Source organism: Frankia sp. CcI49 (assembly GCF_001983215.1).
GTDB classification, from domain to species: domain Bacteria; phylum Actinomycetota; class Actinomycetes; order Frankiales; family Frankiaceae; genus Parafrankia; species Parafrankia irregularis.
In genome coordinates, this window is sequence record NZ_MOWP01000036.1 from 61,230 (window position 1) to 82,228 (window position 20,999).

The window sequence follows — 20,999 nt, forward strand, 5'->3', positions numbered from 1 at the left end:
CGGTCGGCCTGGTGACCATGGCCACGGCCACAGGACCGGACCGCCGGGACCCGCCGCGGGCTCGCCCCGCCGGTCAGGCGGGTGACAAGCCCGACCTGCGGTGGGGTGGCCGCGCCGGGCGCGCCAGTCCGCGCCTGCCCGCGGACGTCAGGCGACCGCGGTGACCAGGTGCCGACACGGCGCGGCGTAGCCTGCCGTGCACGGCCACGGTCGCGCTGCCGGCCCGGCGAGACGGGGCCGTCGTCCATCGCGATGCTGTCGTCCATCGCGATCACCAGGTGGCTCCACCTTCGCTGACCGACATTGTTCAGTCAAGTGATGAACAAGTGGCCCACGTCACGTCAGGACCGCAGGGTGTGCAGCAGTGCGAGTGCCTCGTCCGCGACGGAGATGCCAGCCGCGCCCGGCGCGGCCAAGGCGTCGGAAGCGCCCGCCAGGGCGCCGGGAGCGCCGGCGAGGGCCCGGCTGCGCGGCCCGCCGAACGTGCCGAGCCGCGGCGCCTGCAGATACAGCTGGATGGCGGTCACCCCGGGCTGGACGTACTCGGCGATCCGGCGGCGGCATTCCTCCGGCGTGCCGTGGACGAACAGGCCGTCGACGACCTCGTCGGGCAGCTCGCGCTCGGCGCCGGCCGCGTCCCCGGCCAGGTAGCGCTGGTAGCTGGCGGCGAGAAGATCACCGTTGCCGAGCCATTCGTGGAACGCGTGATAGGGCTCCTGGTTGAGGATCCAGGCGAGGAACGGTCGGGTCAGCCGCCGAGCCAGCACCGGATCCTCGACCGGGCAGACGAACACCTTGACCACCAGCTCCTTGCCGGCTGGCTGGGGCCCCACCGCCCCGAGCACAGTGGGGACGTCCCGGGCGAACAGCATGTTCGTCACCGCGCCATCCCCCTCGGCGAAGCCGAGGCGCAGCATCCGCGGGCGCAGTGCGCCAAGGATGACCTTAGGCCGGATCCTGGGCGCGTCGCGAAGCGCGAACCCCCGGACGGCGAACGTGTCGAACGTGCCGCTGACGACCCCGCCGTCGAACACCCGGGTCAGGAAACGCAGGACGTCCCTGGTCCGCTTGAACGGCTCGGTGAACTCGATGCCGTTGATGTCGGTGACATGCGCGGCCACCGAGGATCCGATGCCGAGCACCAGCCCTCCGGAGGTCAGGTCGGCGAGCGTCGCCGCGGTCTGGGCGATGACGGCCGGACCGCGGGTGTGAACCGGCACGATTGCGCTGGCCAGCCGCAGCTGCGGGGCCCACGCGGCGGTGACCGCCAGCGGGGTGAAGGCATCGAGGCCACCGCCCTCAGCGGTCCAGACGTCGGTGTAGCCGGCTGCGGCCAGTCCGGTCACGATCGGCTGGTGCTCACGTAGCGGCACCCCCGCCAACGGCAGCGTGATGCCCCAGCGCACCGGCACCGCCGGTGTGGACGGAGCCGCCGGCCCGACACCGACACCGACACCGGAACTGTGACGGTCGGGAACGGGAAGCGGATGCGAGGTGTCGTGGCTCATGGTTCCTCTCGCGGTGGGCTCCGGCGAAGGAATGCGCCGTCCTGAACTGGACGGGGCGCGTTGATCGACCAGGCGTGGGCGCGTGAAGGCGCTGAAACGAGTGCGGGTCCGACGTCGAGTCAGAGCCCGCACGTGTCAACGCGCCGCCCGACCAGCCGAAACAGCACAGAAGCCGCGGTGAAGCCGGACGAAGTCGAGCCACCGACGGCGCGTCAGCGCCGGCGCGGGCGGCGCCCCGGTCTGGCTTGCAGCGAACACAGACCCATGGTGGCACTCCTGTCACCCCGACGGGTAAAGTTTCGGAGGCCGTCCGTCCGATCGCGACAACCACCATTTCTCCTCAGCCTCGTCGGGCCGTCGAGATGCCGGATGCGTCATCGACATGGGAAACGACACCCGCGGCCCAGATGCACCGGTGGGTGCAGCCCGTCTCGGCTGGCATGCGCGGGACGGTCCGCTGGGGCAGCAGAAGATCCTTCTTCGTCACGTGCGACCGAGGATCGTGACATCGATCACGCAGCTGCGGTTGCCACAAGACCTGCCCGAGGGGGAACAGGCGAGCCTCCGGTATACCACTTTTCCGTCGCGCGGCGCCCGTCAATCGACTCCCATGATGTGCGAAAAAATCCGCAGTAAAGCCGTTGTGGGAGCGCGGGACACCGGTTAACCTCTGGGCAGGATTCGGTGAACGGGGGCGGATTGCCGGCGGACCACATCACTCAGGTCATCTTTCCGAACTTCGTCAACGGCATTATCTTGTCGCGTCCGATCGCGAGCCTTGGTAACTCCCTGAATGCCGCATCCCTGCGGATGGGATGGTATGCCAGGCCGGGGGACACCATCATCCTGCCGACGAAAATGCCTCAGGCGTTCTGGTGTTACGTCTCTTCGTTGATGGAAATCCGACCGGAATCGGTCGAGATAATCGAAGCACCCAGTGACGGGTTGACGGAACTTTCGCGTGCGGTGGACGACCACCGTCTCATGGGCAGGATACGGCAGGTTCTGCGGCGGTCATCGGATGTGAAACTGCTGCCGTACGCGCTGGATGAGTCCGCCTTGCAGTTCTCTGCGACGATCGGTGCCGGGATCTCTCCCTATCAAGGTCGAGTGCCTCCTGGAGCTCTGGATGTCGCGCGCGGGTTGAACGCGAAGAACGGCTATCGCGAAGTTGCGGATCGACTGCGTATTCCCATGGCAGACGGCGTCGTCTGTGAGTCATGGGAAGAACTTGAAGAAGCGGTGGTCGATGTTGTGGCACGGACCGGTGGTGCTGTGGTCAAGCCGACGCGCTCCTGTCTCGGCCATGGCCTCACCTTCGTCACGCGCCGCGATCTGCGGAGCAGGCCGAACCTCCTCGCCGAGTACCGAGACGGGTCGCATCATCCTGACGGCTGGGTTGTCGAAGAGAAAGTGGCCTTCACCGAGGTCGTGACAGCGGAGATGGTGGTCGAGGCGGATGGTCCCCGGGTTGCCCATCTTGGCGAGATGAGGACTCCGGGAGGCATCTTCAGCGGCCAGGTTACTCCGATGAGGCGTAGCTCCACCCATGCGCCCCAGCTGGAAGCCATTGCTCTGAGGCTGGGTGACTATCTCGCTGAGAGCGGGTACCGGGGACCGTTCGACATAGATGGAGGAATCTCGCCCGACGGCCATCTTCTGACGACGGAGTGCAACATCAGGCAGACCGGTACGACGTATGCCGATTTCATCATCCGCCACTTCTTCGGCCCCGAGGCCTCGGGTATGTCGTGGATCCTGGGTGYGGAAAAGGGGCTCGCTGTCGGTTTTGCCGCCGGACTGGACCGGCTGGTTGACGCGGGCATCGCCTGGCGACCAGGCGATGAAGAGGGTGTAATCCTGGTCAACGACACATTAGCGTACGACCGGACCTGGCGGTACCTCGTGGTCGCGCGCTCCGACCATCGTGCAGATGAAATCGAGTCCGCGGTCGCCCGCACTCTCAAATTCACCTCGGCGATTTCTCGAAAATAGAAGCTCCAGAGAAATAGCTGACGGCAAAAATTCCTGCGATGGAGGCTCCCTCCGCGTGGCCGAGCTGAAATTCGAGGAGACAATGCACGAACCTGCCCTCGGAGTCGACGCCCCCGAGCGGGCGAAGACGACGATCTGTCAGCCTTACGAGTATTCTCGGCGAGAATTGGTCGAACCGGACTGGCGACGCTTCCCCGGCTGGCGGAACGTCACCAGAGCAGAATGGCGTGACYCGATGTGGCAGCGCGCGCACAGCGTCAGGAATCTGCGTCAACTGCGAGAAGTGTGCGGTGATGGTCTCAGCGAGGAGTTCTTCGCCGATCTGGCGGCGGACCAGGAGCGGTATGCCACAATGCCGCTCCGGTTGACTCCTCAACTGATGAACACTATCAGTCCACGGGCGGAGCCCAGCACAGCCGGCTGGTACATGGATCCAGTGCGACGCTATATGCTTCCGGCGGCATCGGACCGGCAGTCGGAATGGCCGAGCCACCCGCTCGCCACCCGCGATTCGCTTGGCGAGCGTGCGATGTGGATGGTCGAAGGGCTGGTGCACCGCTACCCCACGAAGGTGCTGGCCGAATTAACATCGACCTGCCCCCAGTACTGCGGACATTGTACGCGGATGGATCTAGTCGGTACCTCGGTTCCCGGGTTCGCGAAGAATCGATTCAGTATGCATACCGCCGATCGGACTGACGCCATCGTGGAATACCTGAGGAGTAGGCCCGTGGTCCGAGACGTGGTGGTTTCCGGCGGCGATGTGGCGAACGTGCCGTGGTCGCGACTCCGAAGGTTTGTTGAGCAACTCCTGGAGATTGGTTCCGTTCGGGATGTCCGGCTGGCCACCAAGGGTTTGATCGGTCTGCCGCAACACTGGCTCGCGCACGAGGTCCGTAAGGGAATGGCCGAACTGGCGAACATGGCCTCGGCGCGCAATGTAAACTTTTCGGTGCACACGCACGTGAACGCGGTTCAACAACTGACTCCGCTGGTCGCCGAGGCCTCCCGGGGACTGTTGGAGGCCGGGGTTGGCGAGATACGCAACCAGAGTGTGCTACTGGAGGGGGTGAACGCGACGGTGAATGATATTCTCGATCTCTGTTTTGCGCTGCGCGATGAGGCAAGTATACTGCCGTATTATTTTTATCTCTGCGATATGGTGCCGGGGGTTGAGCACTGGCGGATTCCGCTCGGGCGAGCCCAGACTCTTCAGGATTCCATCATGGGATATCTGCCGGGATTTGCAACACCCCGGATCGTATGTGACGTCCCGTTCGTCGGAAAGCGCTGGGTCCATCAGGCGGTGGCATATGACCGAGAAAAAGGAATCTCCTCATGGCGTAAGAACCATAGGACTCCGCTCGACCGCGACGATTCGGAAAGCCTTACAGACCTGCATAGTTACTATGATCCGATAAACACCTTGCCGGAGGCCGGTCGGCAGTGGTGGAGGGAAATGGGCAGGTCTCCTGCGTGACCGGTATTCGTCCGAAGGTGTCGGCCCGGGTTGCTGGGCTGGGATGGCAGGTTGTCGCGGGATGCCGTGGAGGTGAAGCATGGGGAAGTGTGCCGGCTGGGAATCGGGCTGGGAGCGGCAGCGTACCGACGGTGCCGCGCTGACCCCGGCGGAGGCCAAGGAGATCCGCGACGCGATCCCCGTCCCGCCGAACGGGCTTCAGCCTGGGAGCGGCGCCGTCGCTCGGAGTGGGTCGAGCCCAGGATGGGAGCGCAGGCCCTGTTGCCCGTACAGCGCCAAGGTGACGTAGGCCGCGATGGCCGGGCTGTTCGCCCCGCCCCGGCGCCCGTGGAGACCCGGCCTCCCGCCGATCCGGAGCCGACCTCGGCATCTGCCACCACGAACCCGGTAGCGCCGCGACAGCTCGCGGTSTGATCGGCGGCATCGCGGAGCCGACGTCCGCGCTGACCGGCCGGTCACGTGCGGCCAGTTGCCACCGCCGCGGCTGCGGTCGGAGTCCGCCTCGTACGAAACGCACGGCGAGAGCGCTGGCGAACACGTGGATCCGACGCGGGTTCAGATCTCGCTCTCGACACAGGCTCCCACGTCCACCGCGAAGTCTGTATCGTACCGGATACCAAATATATTGGATGCCTTCCGAGGGGCTGGTGATGACGGCCGTGGCTACAGGTGCCCGGTTCTCCGGCTCAGACCGGCGGGCGTGGGTGTGGGGGTGTGACCGGATGTGGTCGCCACATGCCGAGTTTGGCGAGGTGGTTGATGAGGCGGTCGGCGCCGTCGGTGAAGTGGCGGACGGTGATGGCGCGGGCTTCTTCGGTGTTCTTGTTTTCGAGTGCGGTGAGCAGGGCGTCGTGGCGTTGCAGCATGTCCGCCCGCCAGGCTTCGTCCGTCGAGTAGAAGCGGCCCGGTGTGTAGCGGCTCGCGGTGTGGAGGAACCAGGAGAGCTTACGGGCGTGGGCGAGCCGGTTGATGACCCGGTGGAACTCGAACTCCAGCCTTTTCACCTGGTCGATGTCCTCGGCGTGTACGGCGTTGCGGAGCGCTTGTTGGATGTCGTGGAGCAGGGTGAGGTGTGGGCGGTCGATGGTGCTGGCCGCGCGGGCGGCGAGTTCGCCGGCGATGTGGCCCTGGAGGTCGAACAGGTCACGGACGTCCTGTTGGGACAGGGCGTTGACGACGTAGCCGCGGCGGGGTTCGAGTTCGACCATGTCCTCGCTGCGCAGGCGGACGAGGGCCTCGCGGACGGGGGTGACGCTGACGCCGAGCTCGCGGGCGACGTCGTCGAGGCGGATGTACTGGCCGGGCCAGATCTCGCCGGACATGATGAGGTCGCGCAGGTGCGCGGCGACCTCGTCGGCGAGCTGGGGCGCCCGGGTCAGCGGGGTACCACGGGCGCGTCGTGTTCCGGCTGGCCTGGTCATGTGCCGCCTTTCCGGGGTGTCTGCCGTGAGGTGCCCAAGCGGCCGGTCAGGCTGACCGTAGCTCTGGCGGGTGGTCATGGCCAAAGTCGCCTATCAAATATATGAAATGGATGGCGGTGGGCGTGGGATCTCGCGGATGCCCGGCCCGCACGGCGGTGGCGGGCGGCGCCCCAGGCGCGGCAGCCCGTGCAGTGAGGCCAGCCGGGCGGCGTAGGTGACGGGACGGATGGGAGGCGGGCGGCACGGACGCGCTGACCCGGGCCTGCGGGCCCGCAGGTTCGCAGGTTCTCGGGGGTGGCGTGAACCGGGACGGGACCAGTCGAAGGGAAGTCGCCGGATGACCACGGCGATCCGAAGGACGGCATGAGGTGGGCTGAATGTTTACCGACCGCGACAGGTGGAAGCGCCGGATTCTCGAGCTCGATCCGGTGGCCGACCATCACGAGATCTACGTGATCTCCTCTGGCCACGAGTTTCCGTGGGACTATCGCCGGGCGCTCGAGTTCGCTTTGTTCCGGACCTACTGCGTCCCCACGATCTCGGCCCTGCTCGAGGCGACGGGCGAGTTCCGGGACCGGCCGCAGAAGCGCTATGACGACACCGCCGTGTTGATGGGGGAGCTCACCGCCGTCGGCTACGACTCGCCGCGAGGCCGTGAGGCCCTGCGGGTGATCAACCGGATGCACGGTCGTTACGCGATCGACAACGACGACATGCGCTACGTGCTGACCACGTTCATCTACGAGCCGATCGACTGGATCAACGCGCACGGCTGGCGCCGGCTGACCGAGCACGAGACCCTCGCCGCTTTCCACTTCTACCGCGAGGTCGGGATCCGGATGGGAATTCGCGACATTCCTGCCGGCTTCGACGAGTTCCTGAGCTTCAAGCGGGCCTACGAGCGCGAGACCTTCCGCTTCGCCGAGAGCAACCGCAAGATCGGTACGTACACGACGGAGATGTTCGCCAACTGGTTCCCCGGGCCGCTGCGGCCGGCGGTCCGGCTAGGGGTGCGTGCGCTGCTCGACGAGACGATGCTGACGGCCTTCGGCTTCGATCCGGCACCGGCGTGGATGAGCCGGGCCGCGGCTGGCTTGCTGCGTGCCCGCTCGGCTGTGGTGCGTCAACTGCCGCCGCGGAAGAAGGTCAAGTTCGCCTGGAATCCCAGGGTCCGGACCTATCCCGGCTATCCCGAGGGCTACCAGCCGCGGGGCCTGGGCGCCCCGCCGCCGCCGGAGAACCTCGACGAGAGGTGGCGGAACCCCTCTGGCACGCGCGCGTAGCACGCCACAGCCTCCGGGCCGGTCAGGCCGGTCAGGCCGGTCAGGCCGGTCAGCTCGGACACGCCGGACGGGCCGGACGGGCCGGACGGGTCGGGGGGATCCGGTGGCCGGCCGCCGGCAGCACGAATATCAATGTGAATCGCCGCCACCGAGTTCCTGCTCCACATCGGTTTTCGCTCCTCCCGCTGACACGTCGACGAACATCAATAGCCCCTCGGAAGACCTTGCGTGCGGCCGGGAAAATGCATGCGAATACCTGCTTTGGCGCATTGGAATGGCTGGCGTATAGTCGTGTCTCGGCAACCTGGTGTCGCCCAGCGTGTGCGGGAGGTGTGGGTCGTGGGCTCGTCATCGGTTCTCAATGTCCATCCGGGCCCCGCGGAGGGCGTGGGTGATGGCCTGCGTGACCCATCGGGCACTCCGCGCATTCGGTTGGCTCCGGTGCGGGGTTCCGCGGTGTGGCGTTACTTCGGCGATGCGAGAAACTCGCTTATGGGTCCGCAGCTGCTCGTGCTCCAGGTGGCGCACCCGGTTGTCGGGGCGGGTGTTCTGGAGCATTCGAGCTTCCGGGAGGATCCCTGGGGCCGCCTGTTGCGTACCCTGCTCTCGTTGTCCACCGTGATCTACGGCGGCGAGCGCGGCGCCGCGCTGGAAGGCGAGCGTCTGTTCGAGCTTCACAAGGCCATCGGTGGGGTCGACGAAAAAGGGCGGCGTTATCACGCGCTGAACCCCGAGGCATATGCCTGGGTGCATGCCACCCTCGTCCAGGGCGCTCTCGACGGCCATCGTGTCTTCGGCCCGGGCCTGCCGGCCGCCGAGCTGGACGGCTACTACCAGGGGATGCGTGACGTCGGCCGGATGCTCGGAATACCCGAGCAGCACCTGCCCGTGGACTATCCGAGCTTTCGGACCTACTACGAGGAGAAGATCGCTGCCAGGCTCGAGGCCAACCAGGCGGTCTGGGATGTCCTCGAGAGCATGCGGGTGCCGAAGAAGCCGTTTCGGCTCATCCCCGGCCGGCTGTGGCGGCCCGCCGGAGCCGGCCTGGGCCGGCTCTTCTACCTCGTCACCGTGGGGACACTGCCCCCGGTGCTGCGTGAGCGGCTGGGCCTGACCTGGTCGAAACGCCAGCAGCGCTGGCTGGGGCGGTTCGCCCGGCTGGTGCGCGTGCTGATGATGTTCCTGATCCCGCCGCTGCGGATCGTCGGCGGTATCGTCGCCGCGACCTGGAACGTGCGGCAGCTGGAGGCCGCCCGCCCGGCGTCCGCCCGGCGAGACGGTGCCCGTTGAACGCTGCGGTACGGTAGAGGCCTCATGATCTTTGCTGGAGATCCCCGCCCTCAGACAGGGGGCCGCTCTCCCGGAGAAACACTGCCGGCCGAAGGCCCGCGGTCCAGCGGGGAACCATTGTTGGAACGCGCGCTCGGGGCCTCCCTCGCCGGTGCCGGCTCCGGTGACGAGATACGTGACCGTGTGCTCGACGCCGCGGCCGAGCTTTTCGGGCGGTCCGGAATCCGGCGCACGAGCATTGAGGACGTGGCGCGCCGTGCCGGCGTCTCCCGCATCACCGTGTATCGCCGGTTCCCGACGAAGAACGTGCTCGTCGAGGAGGTTCTGCTACGTGACCTGCGCGCCTTCCTCGTCAGCTTCCGGGCCGTCGTGGGCAGGGCCGAGTCCGCCGCTGAAAGGCTGGTCGAGGGATTCTGCCTGGCGCTGCGGACCGCTCGCGTGAACCCGCTCTTCGGCGGCCTCATCGAGGTCGAGCCCGAGGTCATCCTGCCCTTCCTCACGACGGATGGGGGTGCTTTCCTGCGGGCTGTGTCCGACTTCATCGCGATGCAGCTTCGCCGTGAGCAGGAGGCCGGGGAGATATCGGGGGAGGTCGATATGAACATCGTCGCCGAGGTGCTCGCCCGCATGACGCTGTCCTTCTGCCTGACTCCCGAAAGTCAGCTGGATCTCGACGACCCGGAGCAGGTCCGTACCTTCGCGCGCTGTTTTCTCGCACCCCTGGTCACCGGCGTGGGGCTCGCCGGTGACCGGTGAGCATTTTCCGTCTCGCGTTCGTCGAGCGCTGTAACCGCAGGCCGGAGCCGACGACGGAGAAGGCTCGGTGAGCCTCCGCCTCCGGACGGGAGATGTCAGGAGTAGAGGTCGTCGATCTCGGCGGCGTACTTCTCGTTGATGATCCGGCGGCGCAGCTTGAGCGTCGGGGTGAGCTCGCCGCTCTCCGGTGTCCAGCCGACGGGTAGCACCCGGAACTTCTTCACCTGCTCCGCCCGGGCGAGCTGGCTGTTCGCCGTGTCGACCGCGCTCTGCAGCTCCGCCAGGACAGCGGGGTGCGCGGCGAGCCGAGCCGAGGCGTCCGGGCCGGCCGCGTCGAGGCCGGCGGCCTTGGCCCAGGCCGGTGCGACCTCGTCGTCGAGCACGAGCAACGCCGTCACATACGGGCGCCGGTCGCCGATCGCGACGGCCTGACCGATCAGTGGATGCGCCCGCAGCAGGTTCTCGATCTGTGCCGGCGCGACGTTCTTGCCGGTCGAGGTGATGATGAGTTCCTTCTTGCGGTCGGTGATCGTGAGGTACCCGGCGTCGTCCAGGGTGCCGATGTCGCCGGTGGCGAGCCAGCCGTCGGCATCGGTGATCGTCTCGATCGTTCCGTCGGCCCGCAGATAGCCCAGGCACACCAGTGGCCCGCGGATGAGGATCTCCCCGTCGTCGGCCAGGCGCAGCCGCATGCCGAGGTGCGGTCGGCCCACCGTGCCGGTGCGGAAGACGTCCAGGGTGTTGATCGTCGCGGTGCCGGTGGTCTCGCTCAGGCCCCAGACCTCGCGAACCTCGATGCCCAGACCGGCCAGCGTGCGCAGCACCGCCACCGGGATCGGGGCGGCGCCGCTGCACGCCCAGATCATCCTGTCCAGCCCGAGCGTGCCGAGCAGCGGCCGCAGCACCGACAGCTGCGCGTCGTCGAAGTGCCGGGCAAGGTCCTCGGGAACCGGGGCACGGGCCTCCGTCAGGTTGTGCACCTCCAACGCGACGGCCTGCGCGGCGGCAAGGGCGCCGCGGCGTTCGTCGTCCGCCAGGGCGATCATGGTCTGCAGGCCGGCGGCGAGCTTCTCCCACACCCGCGGCACGCCGAAGAACGACAGGGGGTGGATCGCGGCGAGCGCGCTGACGACCGCGGCGGTGTCCGCGCAGATATGCACATGGCCGGCGCGGTAGATCGGCGCGTAGATGCCCAGGACCCGCTCGGCGATGTGGGCGAGCGGAAGGTAGGCGACCGTCACCGGATGCGCGGGAAGGTCGACCTGCGCCTCCAGCGCGACGGACTGGTACAGGACGTTGTGATGGCTGAGCACCACACCCTTGGGGGTGCCGGTGGTGCCGGAGGTGTAGAGGAGGGCGACGGGCTGGTGGGGATGCACCGCGCGCCACAGCCGGTCGACGACGCCCGGGTCCGCGATGTGCCGGGCGGCGCCGTCACGCTCGACCTCGGCGAGGGTGTGGAAGCGGGGGCGGAGGCGGGCCTCGTCGGCGGAGAGCGGGTCGGCTGGGAGCGCGTCGGCTGGGAGCGCGTCGGCGTCCACGAGGACGACCGAGTGGATGGACGTCTGCCCGGCGAGGACCGGTGCCCACCGTTCCAGTTGCTCGGCGCCCTCCAGGATCAGCACCTGTGCCTGGCTGTGCTCGGCCGCGTACTGCAGCTGTGGGGTGCTGAGCGTGGCGTAGACGGTGGAGGGGATCGCGCCGAGGTGCACGGCGCCGAGGTCGACCAGCCAGTGCTCAGGCCGGCTCGACATCGCGATCAGCATCCGTTCGCCTGGCCGCAGGCCCAGCTCGTACAGACCCCGGGCGAGGGCGAGGGAGCGCGTGCGTACCGATGCCCAGGTCAGTGGAGCTTCCTCGGAACCGATCACGCTGATGGCGGGAAGATCGCCGAACTCGAGCGCGTTGCGCTCCAGCAGCGCGGGCACCGTCAGGTCGGCGGCGCGGCGAGCGCACTCGGCCTCAAGCTCGGTGAGCGGATGGTCGGCCGCGACGGCGTCGGAGCTGTCGCCGGAGATGACTGTGGTGGCGGGGCCGGTCATGATGCGCGCCGATTCCCCTCAGGCCGCTGCGGGGACGCGGGAGCCGGCCTTCTGCTGGCTGGCACACCCGTCGCCGGCTAAGAGGGCTGCCTCCCGTCCCACACGACGGATCACGGCTGGCTCGTCGAACAGTCCCTCGCTCATGGCCGGAACTGTAGAACCATCGTTAACTTATGTGCAAGGGTCCCCTGGCTTGAATAGCCTTCCCTGCAACTCAAATCGGGTTAGTCGATGCGTTTGCGGCAGGCCCTGGTAACTGTGAATGTCCGTTAACTTGAGAGCGCGGCCGGCAGGGACGTCGGGCTGGTCGACCCGAGGGCCCGCGGGCGTCTCGGCCGCATGTTCCGTCCGGTGGCCTCAGTGTGTCGTGACCGGGGTCACATGGGAAGTCTCCGGCCCGGTCGTGCGGCCCGGTCGTGTGTGCAGGTGATGCCGGCCCCGGGGTGGGTCAGGGCACGAGCATGCGCAGGGCGAGGAACCGCACCAGCTGTTCCGACCCGTCGGACCGGTCGAAGCTGGTGGTCCGCCCCAGATCCATGACCAGGTTCAACGCGGCATGTGCCAGCAGCCGGGCCTCGCTCGCGGCGAGCTCCGGCCGGATCGTGACCAGCAGCCGGACCCACTCCTCGACATGCTCCCGCTGGAGGCGGCGCAGCTCGTGCCGGTCCGGGGTCGGCAGGTTGTTGTTCTCGGCCAGGTAGACCGAGACCAGATCGTTGTGTGCGAACGTCAGGTCCACATAGGCGTCGATCAGCCGCCGCAGCGCGTCCGCCGGGCTGCTCGCGGTGGCCAGCGCACTCGTCGTGCTCGCGCTCAGGCGCTCGGCGGCACGGTAGTACACCGCCGCGAGCAGATCGGCCTTGCCGGGAAAGTACCGGTAGACCCCGGAGGCGTTGATGCCCGCGGCCCGCCCGATGTCGTCGATGCTGACAGCGTGGTACCCGAGGCGGTCGAACAGCCGGACGGCCTCGGTCAGCAGCGCCTCCCGCCGGGAGCCAGGCCGCATCGACGCGGAACCACCGCCGGCGGGTTCGCTRCCACCGGCCGTCGCGTGCCGCACCGCCGTGGGCAGGTCCGTCGTCAGCAGAGTCCACGCGGCGGTGCGCAGGATCTGCTCGGCACGGCTGTCGGCGATCGCGGCGCGGTGCGTCGAGATGCTGCCGATCGCGCTGAGCGCCGCTCGGCCGAGCAGCTCGGCGGACGGCCGCGGCAGATCGGGGCGGAGCTCCAGGAGCAGGTCGGTGATCTGGTGCACCAGGGCTGTCAGCGCGGCCCGGACCTCGCCCTGGTGCGCCGGTTCCAGGTAGCGGGCCTGCCACTGGTAGAGCGCACCCACCCGGCGACGCTGGACGCTCACCCGCGCCGTCGCCGTGAGCAGGCGGGCCATCCGCTCGGCGGCTTCGGCGCGTTCGGCGGGCTCGTCCCGCTCGGCCAGTGCCTCGTCGGCCGCGGTGACCAGCGCGTCGATCAGCTCCCGGGAAGCGTGCAGGAGGATCGCGTACTTGTTCGGAAAGTGCCGGTAGACGGCCGGGCCGCTGATGCCGACCGCGGCGGCGATCTCGTCGATGCCGACCCCGTGGTAGCCGCGCTCGCAGAACAGCTCCGCCGCGGCGAGGGCGATCTGCGCCTTGCGGTTTCTCGGTCGCGGCCGCTGCGGCGTGGTCCGAGCTGTCGACGTCGCCTGCACCTATGTCCCCTCGCCGCCGCACGGCTCCGCTCGTCGCCGACCGGGTTGGCCGGCTCGCCCAACCCGTCCACCCTCATCGGCCGCGGGTCCGTCCCATGGTGACATCACCCGGACGGGCACCGGCGCGCTCCAGTCCTCCCCAGCCGAGGAACATCTCGCTTTCAGACCCGTTGCCGCAGGTAGATGACGATCATTGCGGTGAGTTCGTCGACGATTTCCGCCCGCGGGATGGGCGGCTGGTCGAGGACGTAGCGAATCGTGACGTGCTCGACCGTGCGCACCAGGATCCAGGCGACGGTTCCCACCGCGCGGGCACTCCCGGCCGCTCCGACATCTCTGTCTGTCTCGGACGTCCCGGCGGGCTCGGACGTCCCGGCGGGCTCGGGCGTCCCGGCTACCTCGGATGTCCAGGCTGTCCCGCGGGTGGGTTCCGGGGCGGCACCCTCGCCGGGCAGGCGCGGCAGCAGCGTCGCCAGCGTCGCCGTCACCAGCTCGTCGATGTGCCGCTCGAAGCCGGCCCGCTGGACGTCGACCGTCTCGGGCAGCTGGTACAGGACCCGGAGCAGCCCGGAGTCCTCCTCGAAGGCGTCGAGCAGTGCGACGATGTTCGCGCGGACCATCTCGGGCACCGAGGTGCCGAGGTTCGCGACGAAGGCGTGTGAAATGCGAGCACGCAGCTGCTCGGCGTAGACCTCGACGACCCGGTCGAGAATCGACTCCTTGTTCGGGAAGTACTGGTAGAGCGATCCGGGGCTGATGCCGGCGCGGGCGGCGATGCGGCTCGTGCTGGTGCGCTCGTAGCCGCGTTCCAGCAGGATCTCGCGCCCGGCGGTGACGATGCGCTCGACCATGGCGCGGGACCGGTCCTGGCGTGGTGCCCGGCGCATCGGCTCCTTGCGGGTGGGCACCCACGGCTTGCCGGTCACTGGGTGACGCCGGCCTGCGGGCCGGTCTGTGGCGGTGAGGGGGAGGGCACGGACGCGAATTGAACACGAATGGTTAGTCGTGTCAACATCCGTCCATGATCCTTCGCGTGACCGCGTGCAACACCGCCGTCCCGCCCGCGGCGCAGGCCACCGCACCGCAGGCTGTCGTCGTCGCGGCGCCGGCCACGACAGCGCGGACACCCATCCAGATCACGACCGCGACCGAGATGTCGCCATCGGGCAGCGTGCCGGGCGACTACCCGGCACGCTTCCGGTCCGCACCCGAGCGGTCGCACCGAATCGCGCGCCCGCTGCGGAGGGTGGCCCGGGTGAAGACGGACGACGAGGAGCTCCTGCACGAGATCGGCCGGCGCCTGCGCACCCGGGACGATCCCGAGCGGGTGACCTTCGCCCAGCTGCGCCAGGCGCTGCACCACGGGATCGGGGCCGTCGACGACCCGCCGCCCGCGCTGGCCCGCTTCTTCGCCGTGGTCGACGCGGTACCGGAGTGGGTCGACTTCGACCGGGTCGAGCGCGGTGCGCGGATCATGCGGGAGATGGGGCGCTCGGTCGACGACGTGATGCTGCAGCTCGCGCTGATCGGCGGCTACCGGTTCGGCGGGCCCCCCGACCTGTTGGTCGCCACCGGCGGACTGGTCGGCGCCACGGCCATGCGTCGGCTCGGGGAGACCCAGAAGTGGGCGCTGTCGGTGCTGGAGCCGAACGGGATGCGCCAGACGGGGGCGGGCTTCGTGGCCACCGTCCACGTACGGGTCATGCATGCGCTGGTGAACCACGAGTTCGAGACGAACGGCCGCTGGGACGCCGACCGCTGGGGCCTGCCCATCAACCAGACCGACGCGTCGGCGACTCTCGGGCTGTTCAACAGCACACTGCTGCTCGGAATCCGGGCGCTCGGCTGGATCGTGACCGCGGACCAGTCGCGTGCGGTCATGCACCTGTGGAAGTACGTGGGCTGGTTGATGGGCGTCGACGAGGACTGGCTGTTCCGACACCGAACAGGAGCAGAACCGGCACAACTATCACCTTGTGCTGGTGCAGGCCGAGCCCACCTCGGCAGGCCCGGCGCTGGCCCGTGCGCTCGTCGAAGGCCAGCTCACCCGCGACCGGGGCAGACTGACGGTGCTGCGCAACCGCTATGAGCGGGCCCGCCTGCTCAGCATGCTGCGGTATTTTCTCGGCGCGCAGGGGCTGCGTGATCTCGGCCTGCCCTCGGCCGTGCCCTGGGCAGTGCCGCCGATCGTCGCCGCGAACCTGGTGCGCTCCGGTCTGCTGGTGCGCACCGCCGCCGGGCGGCGGTACCTCGAACGGGCCAGTCGCCGATTCGCGCGCCGAAACCAGCGGGTGATGTTCGGCGCGGCCACGCCGGAGGTCGGCGCCCTGCCGTCATGAGTGAGTTTCTGGGCGACCGGAATGCGTGTTGGCCAGACGCCGTTCCCGCTGTCCGGCCAACACGCATGACGTCTTTTTTCTCAGGTCACGGCCATGGTCGGGAGCAGTGGTTTCCTGGATATGTGGGCGGATTATCTCAGAAGGGGCAGGTGGCCTGGTACTCCTCGACGTCCCCGAGGGCGCTCGCGGTCGGGCCGGGGCAGAGGAACTGGGTGTAGCGGGTGTCGTTGTCCACCCACCGCTTCGCCCAGGAAATCATCATCCTGGCGACCAGGCTGTTCGCCGCCTGCGGGAAGAAGTGACTCGCGTTGTTGAGTTCGAGCAGGCTCTTCTCGCCGCCGAGCGAGTTGTAGAAGGGTGTCGAATGGGTGCTCATCGGGGCGACGGTGTCGGCCTCGCCGCCGATGATGAGCGTCGGGACGCTGACCTCGTTCCAGGTCTTGTCCGTGTTCCAGGGGGCCAGCGGCAGCACGGCCTTCAGCGAAGGCCGGTCGGACGCCGCTTCCAGTGAACCGCCGCCGCCCATGGAATGGCCGCCGACGGCGAGCCGGTTCGGGTCGATCCGGCTGGCGGCCGGGCTGTCCTCCACCGCCCAGTCGAGCGCGGCGAGCAGCTGGTCACCCCGCGACGGTGGATAGTCGAGAACCGTGTTCGTCTCGATACCGATGACGACGAACCCCTGCGAGGCCAGCCGCGGGCCGAGCCAGGAGATGCTGGACCAGCTGGCGGTATAGCCGGGCGAGAGCGCGATCGCGCCGAAGGTGCCCTGGCTGGTGTCGGTCGGGTAGTAGAGGGTGCCTCCGCCGAAGCCGGCGACCAGGGACGAGATGTTGTAGGTCGTCACCGCGAACGGACCGGTGGTCGCGGTGACGCTCGCCTCTGTCGGGTTGGGCCCCTTCGCATAGGGGTTGACGTCGGCCTGCGCGGCCGGCGCCGCGGCCACGACGCCGGCGCATAACGCCGCCGCGACGGTGCTCGCAAGAGCGAGCCGTAGCTTTCTACGGGCTTTCCCCAGCATTTTCCCGGTGCGCATGAGAAATCCTCTCGTCGTGGGTTCTCCGAACCGCGACCGGACCTGGTCGCGGCCAGCACAAAGACGCCGATACGCGGGCAGTCGGTGATGACGCGACGTTTCGGCGGAAATCCGTGAACATGCTCAGGTGTGCGCGAACGCCGGTTGGGCGTCCTGGTGGACCTGCGGCTCCTGAAATTAGGAAGGGGCGCCGGGGTATTCGTGCGGCGCTGGACGTGCGTGCCCGAGAAGCCGGCGTGATGGTGGTGGCCGCCCTGGGGCAGGGGCGGCCGTCGCGCTGGTTGGCAAGCGCTTGCTTAGTTTGATCAGCATGACCGGAGGAGTGCGCCGCGTCAACCATTCACCGCGGGAATTACTGGAAATTCCGGTGGTAACGCCTGACAAGAGGTGGCCGGGATTTCAGCCCTCCGGTCGGAGCGTGGGGCGGTGCGCGGCCGGCATCCGGGGTGGCTGGATGTGCCGGCCGGACAGCCTCGCCGCCTCATCGTCCTGTCAGCCGCTGGCAGGCAGCAGCCCTCGGGGGCCGATGTGAAGGCGGGGGATACCTCACAGCTGCGCGGGAGACCCGTGAACGCCCAGGTAATGACGCATGAAGGATGTGGCGGGTCGGGATGCGCGGGAGGGGCGGCCGGGGTGAGCGTGCTCCTCGCCGGGTTCGTCGCCGGGCTTGTGCTGGCGACGCTCACCGCTCCGGTCGGTGTCTCGGGCGCGATGTTCCTCCTGCCGGTGCAGCTTGATCTGCTGTCCGTGCCGAACCCGTCCGTCACACCGACGAACCTGCTGTTCAACGTCATCGCGACGCCGGGATCGCTGCTCCGCTACCGGCAGCAGAAACAGCTCGCCGGCCCGCTGACCCGCCGGCTCGTCGTGGGCACCCTGCCCGGGGTGGTGCTCGGGGCTGTCGTGCGGGTCGTCTTCGCCCCGGGAGCGGGGGTGTTCCGCCTGCTGCTCGCCTGCCTGCTGCTGCCGCTCGGGACCTGGCTGTGCGTGCGCACCCTGCGCCCGCCCCGACCCCGCGGCGCGCACGCCGCCGCGCCGGGACTGCGCGCGGTCAGGCCACTCGCGACCGTCGTCGGTTTCGTCGGCGGCCTCTACGGCATCGGCGGCGGCTCCATCCTCGGCCCGATCCTCGTCGGGCGCGGCCTGCCGATCGCGCAGGTCGCGCCCGCCACGCTCGCCTCCACGCTCGTCACCTCGATCGCCGGCGCGGTGACGTACGCGCTGCTGGCCCTGGCCGCGCCCGGCAGCATCGCCCCGCACTGGGCGCTCGGGTTCGCCTGCGGCCTCGGCGGCCTGCTCGGCGGCTACCTCGGGGCCCGGCTGCAGCCGCGGCTTCCCAACGCCGCCCTGCGGCTGCTCCTCGGCGCCCTGGCGATCATGCTGGCGATCCTCTACTTCGCCCGGGCCACCTGACCGCAGCCGACCTGGTCCCCGCGCGGCGGCGTCACCGAGGCGCGCGGTGCGACGGGACGGGGAGATGCGGCAACGAGCCTGGCGGAGGTTCGGGCCGCGTCGACGCCCAGTAGGCGGTGAGCCCGTCGACGGCGCGGTTCACGATCTCGTCCACCGGGAGTGACGCGTCGACGGCCATGCCCGCCTCGCCGGGGCGCAGCGGTTCCAGCGCGGCGAACTGGGAGTCGACGAGGGACACCGGCATGAAGTGGTCCCGCCGGCCGGAGACGCGCTCGACGATCAGCTCGCGGGGCGCGTCCAGGTGCAGGAACCACGTGCCCGGGCCGCCCCGGCCGAGAACGTCGCGGTAGCGGGCCCGCAGCGCCGAGCAGGACGCGACGCCGCCGTCGCCGGCGGCCAGCCGGTCGGTGATCCACACGGCGATGGAGGCGAGCCAGGGCAGCCGGTCCTCGTCGTTCAGCGGCTGCCCCGAGCTCATCTTGGCGATGTTCTCCGCTGGATGGAACGCGTCCGCCTCCGCGTAGTCGACACCGAGCCGGTCCGCGAGCAGCTGGCCGACCGTGGTCTTGCCACTGCCACTCACCCCCATCACCACGACGATGGTCCTTCGCGCGCGTCCAGACAGGGTCACGTCTCTCCTCACCGGCGGAACTCGTTGCGCCAACGGGCCCGGTCCCGGTGGCCGGTGCGACAGTCTGCCGTCCGCACGGGTCGGCGAGGAGGGGCGAGTTCCGGATTCACCCCGCCTCGATCGCTCCTGATCATCCCGGGCGATGGTCGGATGCGCCCGCCGGGCCCCCGTCAGACACCGATCAGCGGGCGGGCCGCGTCGACGTCGGCGGGCCGGCGGGTCAGCTCGTCGCGCAGCCGCTCCAGCGTCTGGCGCATGGCGACGGGCGTGCTGACGTCCCGGCCGCTGAGCCGTTCGAAACGCAGCACCAGCGCGGAGGGCGACAGCTCGAAGGTCTGGGTGAGGTGGGTGCCGCCGTCATGCGCGCGGAGCTGGAAGCGCCAGAGCGTGCTGTCGGGCTTGCTCCTGGTCCGCCGGGTGCGGTAGGCGAACTCCCGCCCCGGTTCGGCGGTCACCACCTCGCATTCGCGTGACCAGCGCATCCCGCGTGAACGGTTCCAGCCGCGGAAGCGGGCGCCCACGGCGGGCCCGGACGCGCCGTCGAGCCAGACGCACCGGTAGCACTCGGGGCTGTGGTGGGCCATGCCCACGACGTCGGCCACCGCCGCGTACACCTGGTCGGCCGGCGCGGGCACGAAGATCTCGGCGGAGCCGCGCAGGAGCACCGGGCCCGGGTCGACCACGAGGTCTCCGTAGGCGGTGGCCAGGCGGCGCTGGTAGCCGGAACGGCTCGCGGCGAGCAGGAGCGGCAGGACGGGCCCGAGACCGGCGGCGACGTCCGCCGCGCGCTCGGGGTTCGCCGCGGCGAGCCACGGCAGCACGAACGACAGCCGCATCTTCGCGCCCCGGCTCATCCGCTTCTCGAGCTGGGTCAGTTCGTCGTCGGAGATCCGGTCCTCGATGGCCGGCACGACCAGTGCCTCCTCGGTGGTGAGGTGCTCGGCCATGAGGCTGTGCAGGCTGGCGGTTATCGCGGCGAGCGCCGCCACGCTCGAACCGTCGTTCCCGTCGTTCCGGTTGTTCCCGGTGAGGCCGGTGGGGCCGGCGGGTCGGTTGGGTCTGGCACGTCCGGAGCTCTCGGCCGGCCCGGCGAGGTCGGCCAGCGTCGTGCGCAGGCGCTGGATCAGCAGATCGAGCCGGTCGTGGTCGGCGCTGAGGGCGTCGAGGGTGTCGAGGTCGCCGGAGCCGAGGCCGCGCTGGCGCAGCAGGGGCCACAGATGGTCGTCCTCGGCGACGTGATGGTGGTGGAGGGCGTCGAGGGCCTCGCTCACGTGCACTCGCAGCGCGGTGAGCTGCGCCGGGCCGGCGACGCGGCGGCCGGCGGCGAGCGACGCAGCGAAGTCGGCGATGCGACGCAGCTCCAGGCGGATGCCGTCGTGCATCAGAAGATAGGCGTTCGGATTGGCCATGGGAACGTCCTCCCTGAGATCGTTGTAGGGTGACGGTATTGAACCCAGGTCGACTGGAGTGAAATTGGTCGTGAAGCCGACCCGCGCCTACCGCTCGCCGCACCGCGCCGCGCAGGCCCAGGCCACCCGCGCCGCGATCCTCGACGCCGCCGTCGAGCTCTTCTGCGCGGACGGCTATGCCCGCACGACGATGCAGGCGATCGCCACGAAGGCCGGGGTGGCCGTCGAGTCCGTCTACGGGCTGGCGCCCAAGGCCAGGCTGCTGGAGCTGGCGCTGGAGCGGACCGTCGTCGCGGGTGAGAACACCCCACTCGCCCAGGAGGAGTCCTTCCGCGCCGCGCTCGACGCCGAGGACCAGCGTGATCAGGTGCGACTGTTCGGCGTCATGGCCGGGCGCCGGGCGAGGAGCTACGCCGCCATCAGCCGCGCCTACGTCCAGGCCGCGGCCCAGGACGAGGCCATCGCGGCGGCCTGGCACGAGCAGGAGCGGCGCCGGCTGCAGGACATGCGCCTGTTCGTCGAGGCGGTGGCCGCGCGCGGTGATCTACGCCCCGGGCTCACGGTCGAGTGCGCGGCCACTCACCTGTGGGCCGCGTGCAACTGGTACACGGCCTGGCTGCTGTACGAGGCGGAACCCGACCGCGACGAGGCCTCGGTCGCCGCGTGGTTCGAGGGGACGGCCGCCGCGCTGCTGTTGCCGTGAGCCCAGGCC

The 20,999-nt window shown here is 69.2% G+C and carries 17 protein-coding genes; 9 read left to right on the forward strand and 8 right to left on the reverse strand.

Annotated elements, in window-relative coordinates; translation table 11 throughout:
• Positions 1-341: 341 nt before the first annotated feature.
• Complete coding sequence (locus CcI49_RS31595; RefSeq protein ID WP_076832750.1) at positions 342-1,508, reverse strand: LLM class F420-dependent oxidoreductase; 1,167 nt, start codon at positions 1,506-1,508, stop codon at positions 342-344.
• A gap of 684 nt (positions 1,509-2,192) precedes the next feature.
• On the opposite strand from CcI49_RS31595, the gene CcI49_RS41770 reads away from it, so the two are divergent.
• Complete coding sequence (locus CcI49_RS41770; protein WP_131831259.1) at positions 2,193-3,503, forward strand: peptide ligase PGM1-related protein; 1,311 nt, start codon at positions 2,193-2,195, stop codon at positions 3,501-3,503.
• Positions 3,504-3,585: 82 nt separating this feature from the next.
• Complete coding sequence (locus tag CcI49_RS31610) at positions 3,586-4,983, forward strand: lysine 2,3-aminomutase (protein WP_076832884.1); 1,398 nt, start codon at positions 3,586-3,588, stop codon at positions 4,981-4,983.
• 686 nt (positions 4,984-5,669) lie between these two features.
• On the opposite strand, the gene CcI49_RS31615 is transcribed toward CcI49_RS31610, so the two are convergent.
• Complete coding sequence (locus tag CcI49_RS31615; RefSeq protein ID WP_076832887.1) at positions 5,670-6,404, reverse strand: GntR family transcriptional regulator; 735 nt, start codon at positions 6,402-6,404, stop codon at positions 5,670-5,672.
• A gap of 377 nt (positions 6,405-6,781) precedes the next feature.
• Between CcI49_RS31615 and CcI49_RS31620 the strand changes: the two genes are divergently transcribed.
• The 3 genes from CcI49_RS31620 (at position 6,782) to CcI49_RS31630 (ending at position 9,733) form a co-directional block, all read left to right on the forward strand.
• Positions 6,782-7,687, forward strand: coding sequence for an oxygenase MpaB family protein (locus tag CcI49_RS31620; protein ID WP_076832760.1), 906 nt, complete (start codon positions 6,782-6,784; stop codon positions 7,685-7,687).
• Positions 7,688-8,143: 456 nt separating this feature from the next.
• Positions 8,144-8,977 carry an oxygenase MpaB family protein gene (locus CcI49_RS31625; protein WP_347280157.1) on the forward strand — a complete coding sequence of 278 codons (834 nt, stop codon included), beginning with the start codon at positions 8,144-8,146 and terminating at the stop codon, positions 8,975-8,977.
• A gap of 120 nt (positions 8,978-9,097) precedes the next feature.
• Entirely contained in the window at positions 9,098-9,733 is a 636-nt protein-coding gene (locus tag CcI49_RS31630) for a TetR/AcrR family transcriptional regulator (protein ID WP_241840354.1), read from the forward strand.
• Positions 9,734-9,828: 95 nt separating this feature from the next.
• On the opposite strand, the gene CcI49_RS31635 is transcribed toward CcI49_RS31630, so the two are convergent.
• The 3 genes from CcI49_RS31635 to CcI49_RS31645 form a co-directional block, all read right to left on the reverse strand.
• Complete coding sequence (locus CcI49_RS31635; protein ID WP_116437555.1) at positions 9,829-11,775, reverse strand: AMP-dependent synthetase/ligase; 1,947 nt, start codon at positions 11,773-11,775, stop codon at positions 9,829-9,831.
• 448 nt (positions 11,776-12,223) lie between these two features.
• Positions 12,224-13,462, reverse strand: coding sequence for a TetR/AcrR family transcriptional regulator (locus CcI49_RS31640; RefSeq protein ID WP_054571198.1), 1,239 nt, complete (start codon positions 13,460-13,462; stop codon positions 12,224-12,226).
• A 161-nt stretch (positions 13,463-13,623) separates the two neighbouring features.
• Positions 13,624-14,388 carry a TetR family transcriptional regulator gene (locus tag CcI49_RS31645; RefSeq protein WP_241840355.1) on the reverse strand — a complete coding sequence of 255 codons (765 nt, stop codon included), beginning with the start codon at positions 14,386-14,388 and terminating at the stop codon, positions 13,624-13,626.
• A 107-nt stretch (positions 14,389-14,495) separates the two neighbouring features.
• Here CcI49_RS31645 and CcI49_RS31650 point away from each other — a divergent pair, with 107 nt between their 5' ends.
• The gene (locus CcI49_RS31650; RefSeq protein WP_198955696.1) at positions 14,496-15,551 is read left to right on the forward strand and encodes an oxygenase MpaB family protein; all 1,056 of its coding nucleotides are present in this window, start codon (positions 14,496-14,498) and stop codon (positions 15,549-15,551) included.
• Positions 15,532-15,801, forward strand: coding sequence for a hypothetical protein (locus tag CcI49_RS42805; protein WP_198955697.1), 270 nt, complete (start codon positions 15,532-15,534; stop codon positions 15,799-15,801). Before CcI49_RS31650 ends, CcI49_RS42805 begins: the two co-directional genes overlap by 20 nt.
• Positions 15,802-15,937: 136 nt before the next feature.
• Here the strand turns inward: CcI49_RS42805 and CcI49_RS31655 are convergent, their stop codons facing one another.
• Complete coding sequence (locus tag CcI49_RS31655) at positions 15,938-16,834, reverse strand: alpha/beta hydrolase (RefSeq protein ID WP_116437556.1); 897 nt, start codon at positions 16,832-16,834, stop codon at positions 15,938-15,940.
• A gap of 633 nt (positions 16,835-17,467) precedes the next feature.
• Here CcI49_RS31655 and CcI49_RS31660 point away from each other — a divergent pair.
• Positions 17,468-18,247, forward strand: coding sequence for a TSUP family transporter (locus CcI49_RS31660; RefSeq protein WP_054571201.1), 780 nt, complete (start codon positions 17,468-17,470; stop codon positions 18,245-18,247).
• A 31-nt stretch (positions 18,248-18,278) separates the two neighbouring features.
• Here CcI49_RS31660 and CcI49_RS31665 read toward each other — a convergent pair whose 3' ends face one another.
• The gene (locus CcI49_RS31665) at positions 18,279-18,836 is read right to left on the reverse strand and encodes a gluconokinase (protein WP_076832769.1); all 558 of its coding nucleotides are present in this window, start codon (positions 18,834-18,836) and stop codon (positions 18,279-18,281) included.
• Positions 18,837-19,048: 212 nt separating this feature from the next.
• Positions 19,049-20,287: a hemerythrin domain-containing protein gene (locus CcI49_RS31670; protein WP_076832773.1), complete on the reverse strand. Its 1,239-nt coding sequence runs from the start codon at positions 20,285-20,287 to the stop codon at positions 19,049-19,051.
• A 58-nt stretch (positions 20,288-20,345) separates the two neighbouring features.
• Between CcI49_RS31670 and CcI49_RS31675 the strand changes: the two genes are divergently transcribed.
• Positions 20,346-20,990, forward strand: coding sequence for a TetR/AcrR family transcriptional regulator (locus tag CcI49_RS31675; RefSeq protein ID WP_235498460.1), 645 nt, complete (start codon positions 20,346-20,348; stop codon positions 20,988-20,990).
• Positions 20,991-20,999 lie beyond the last annotated feature (9 nt).

Coding starts and splice junctions, on each gene's coding strand:
- CcI49_RS31595 (WP_076832750.1), bottom strand. CDS start 1,508: ATGAGCCACGACACCTCGCATCCGCTTCCCGTTCCCGACCGTCACAGT.
- CcI49_RS31615 (WP_076832887.1), bottom strand. CDS start 6,404: ATGACCAGGCCAGCCGGAACACGACGCGCCCGTGGTACCCCGCTGACC.
- CcI49_RS31620 (WP_076832760.1), top strand. CDS start 6,782: ATGTTTACCGACCGCGACAGGTGGAAGCGCCGGATTCTCGAGCTCGAT.
- CcI49_RS31635 (WP_116437555.1), bottom strand. CDS start 11,775: ATGACCGGCCCCGCCACCACAGTCATCTCCGGCGACAGCTCCGACGCC.
- CcI49_RS31655 (WP_116437556.1), bottom strand. CDS start 16,834: ATGCGCACCGGGAAAATGCTGGGGAAAGCCCGTAGAAAGCTACGGCTC.
- CcI49_RS31665 (WP_076832769.1), bottom strand. CDS start 18,836: ATGGGGGTGAGTGGCAGTGGCAAGACCACGGTCGGCCAGCTGCTCGCG.
- CcI49_RS31670 (WP_076832773.1), bottom strand. CDS start 20,287: ATGGCCAATCCGAACGCCTATCTTCTGATGCACGACGGCATCCGCCTG.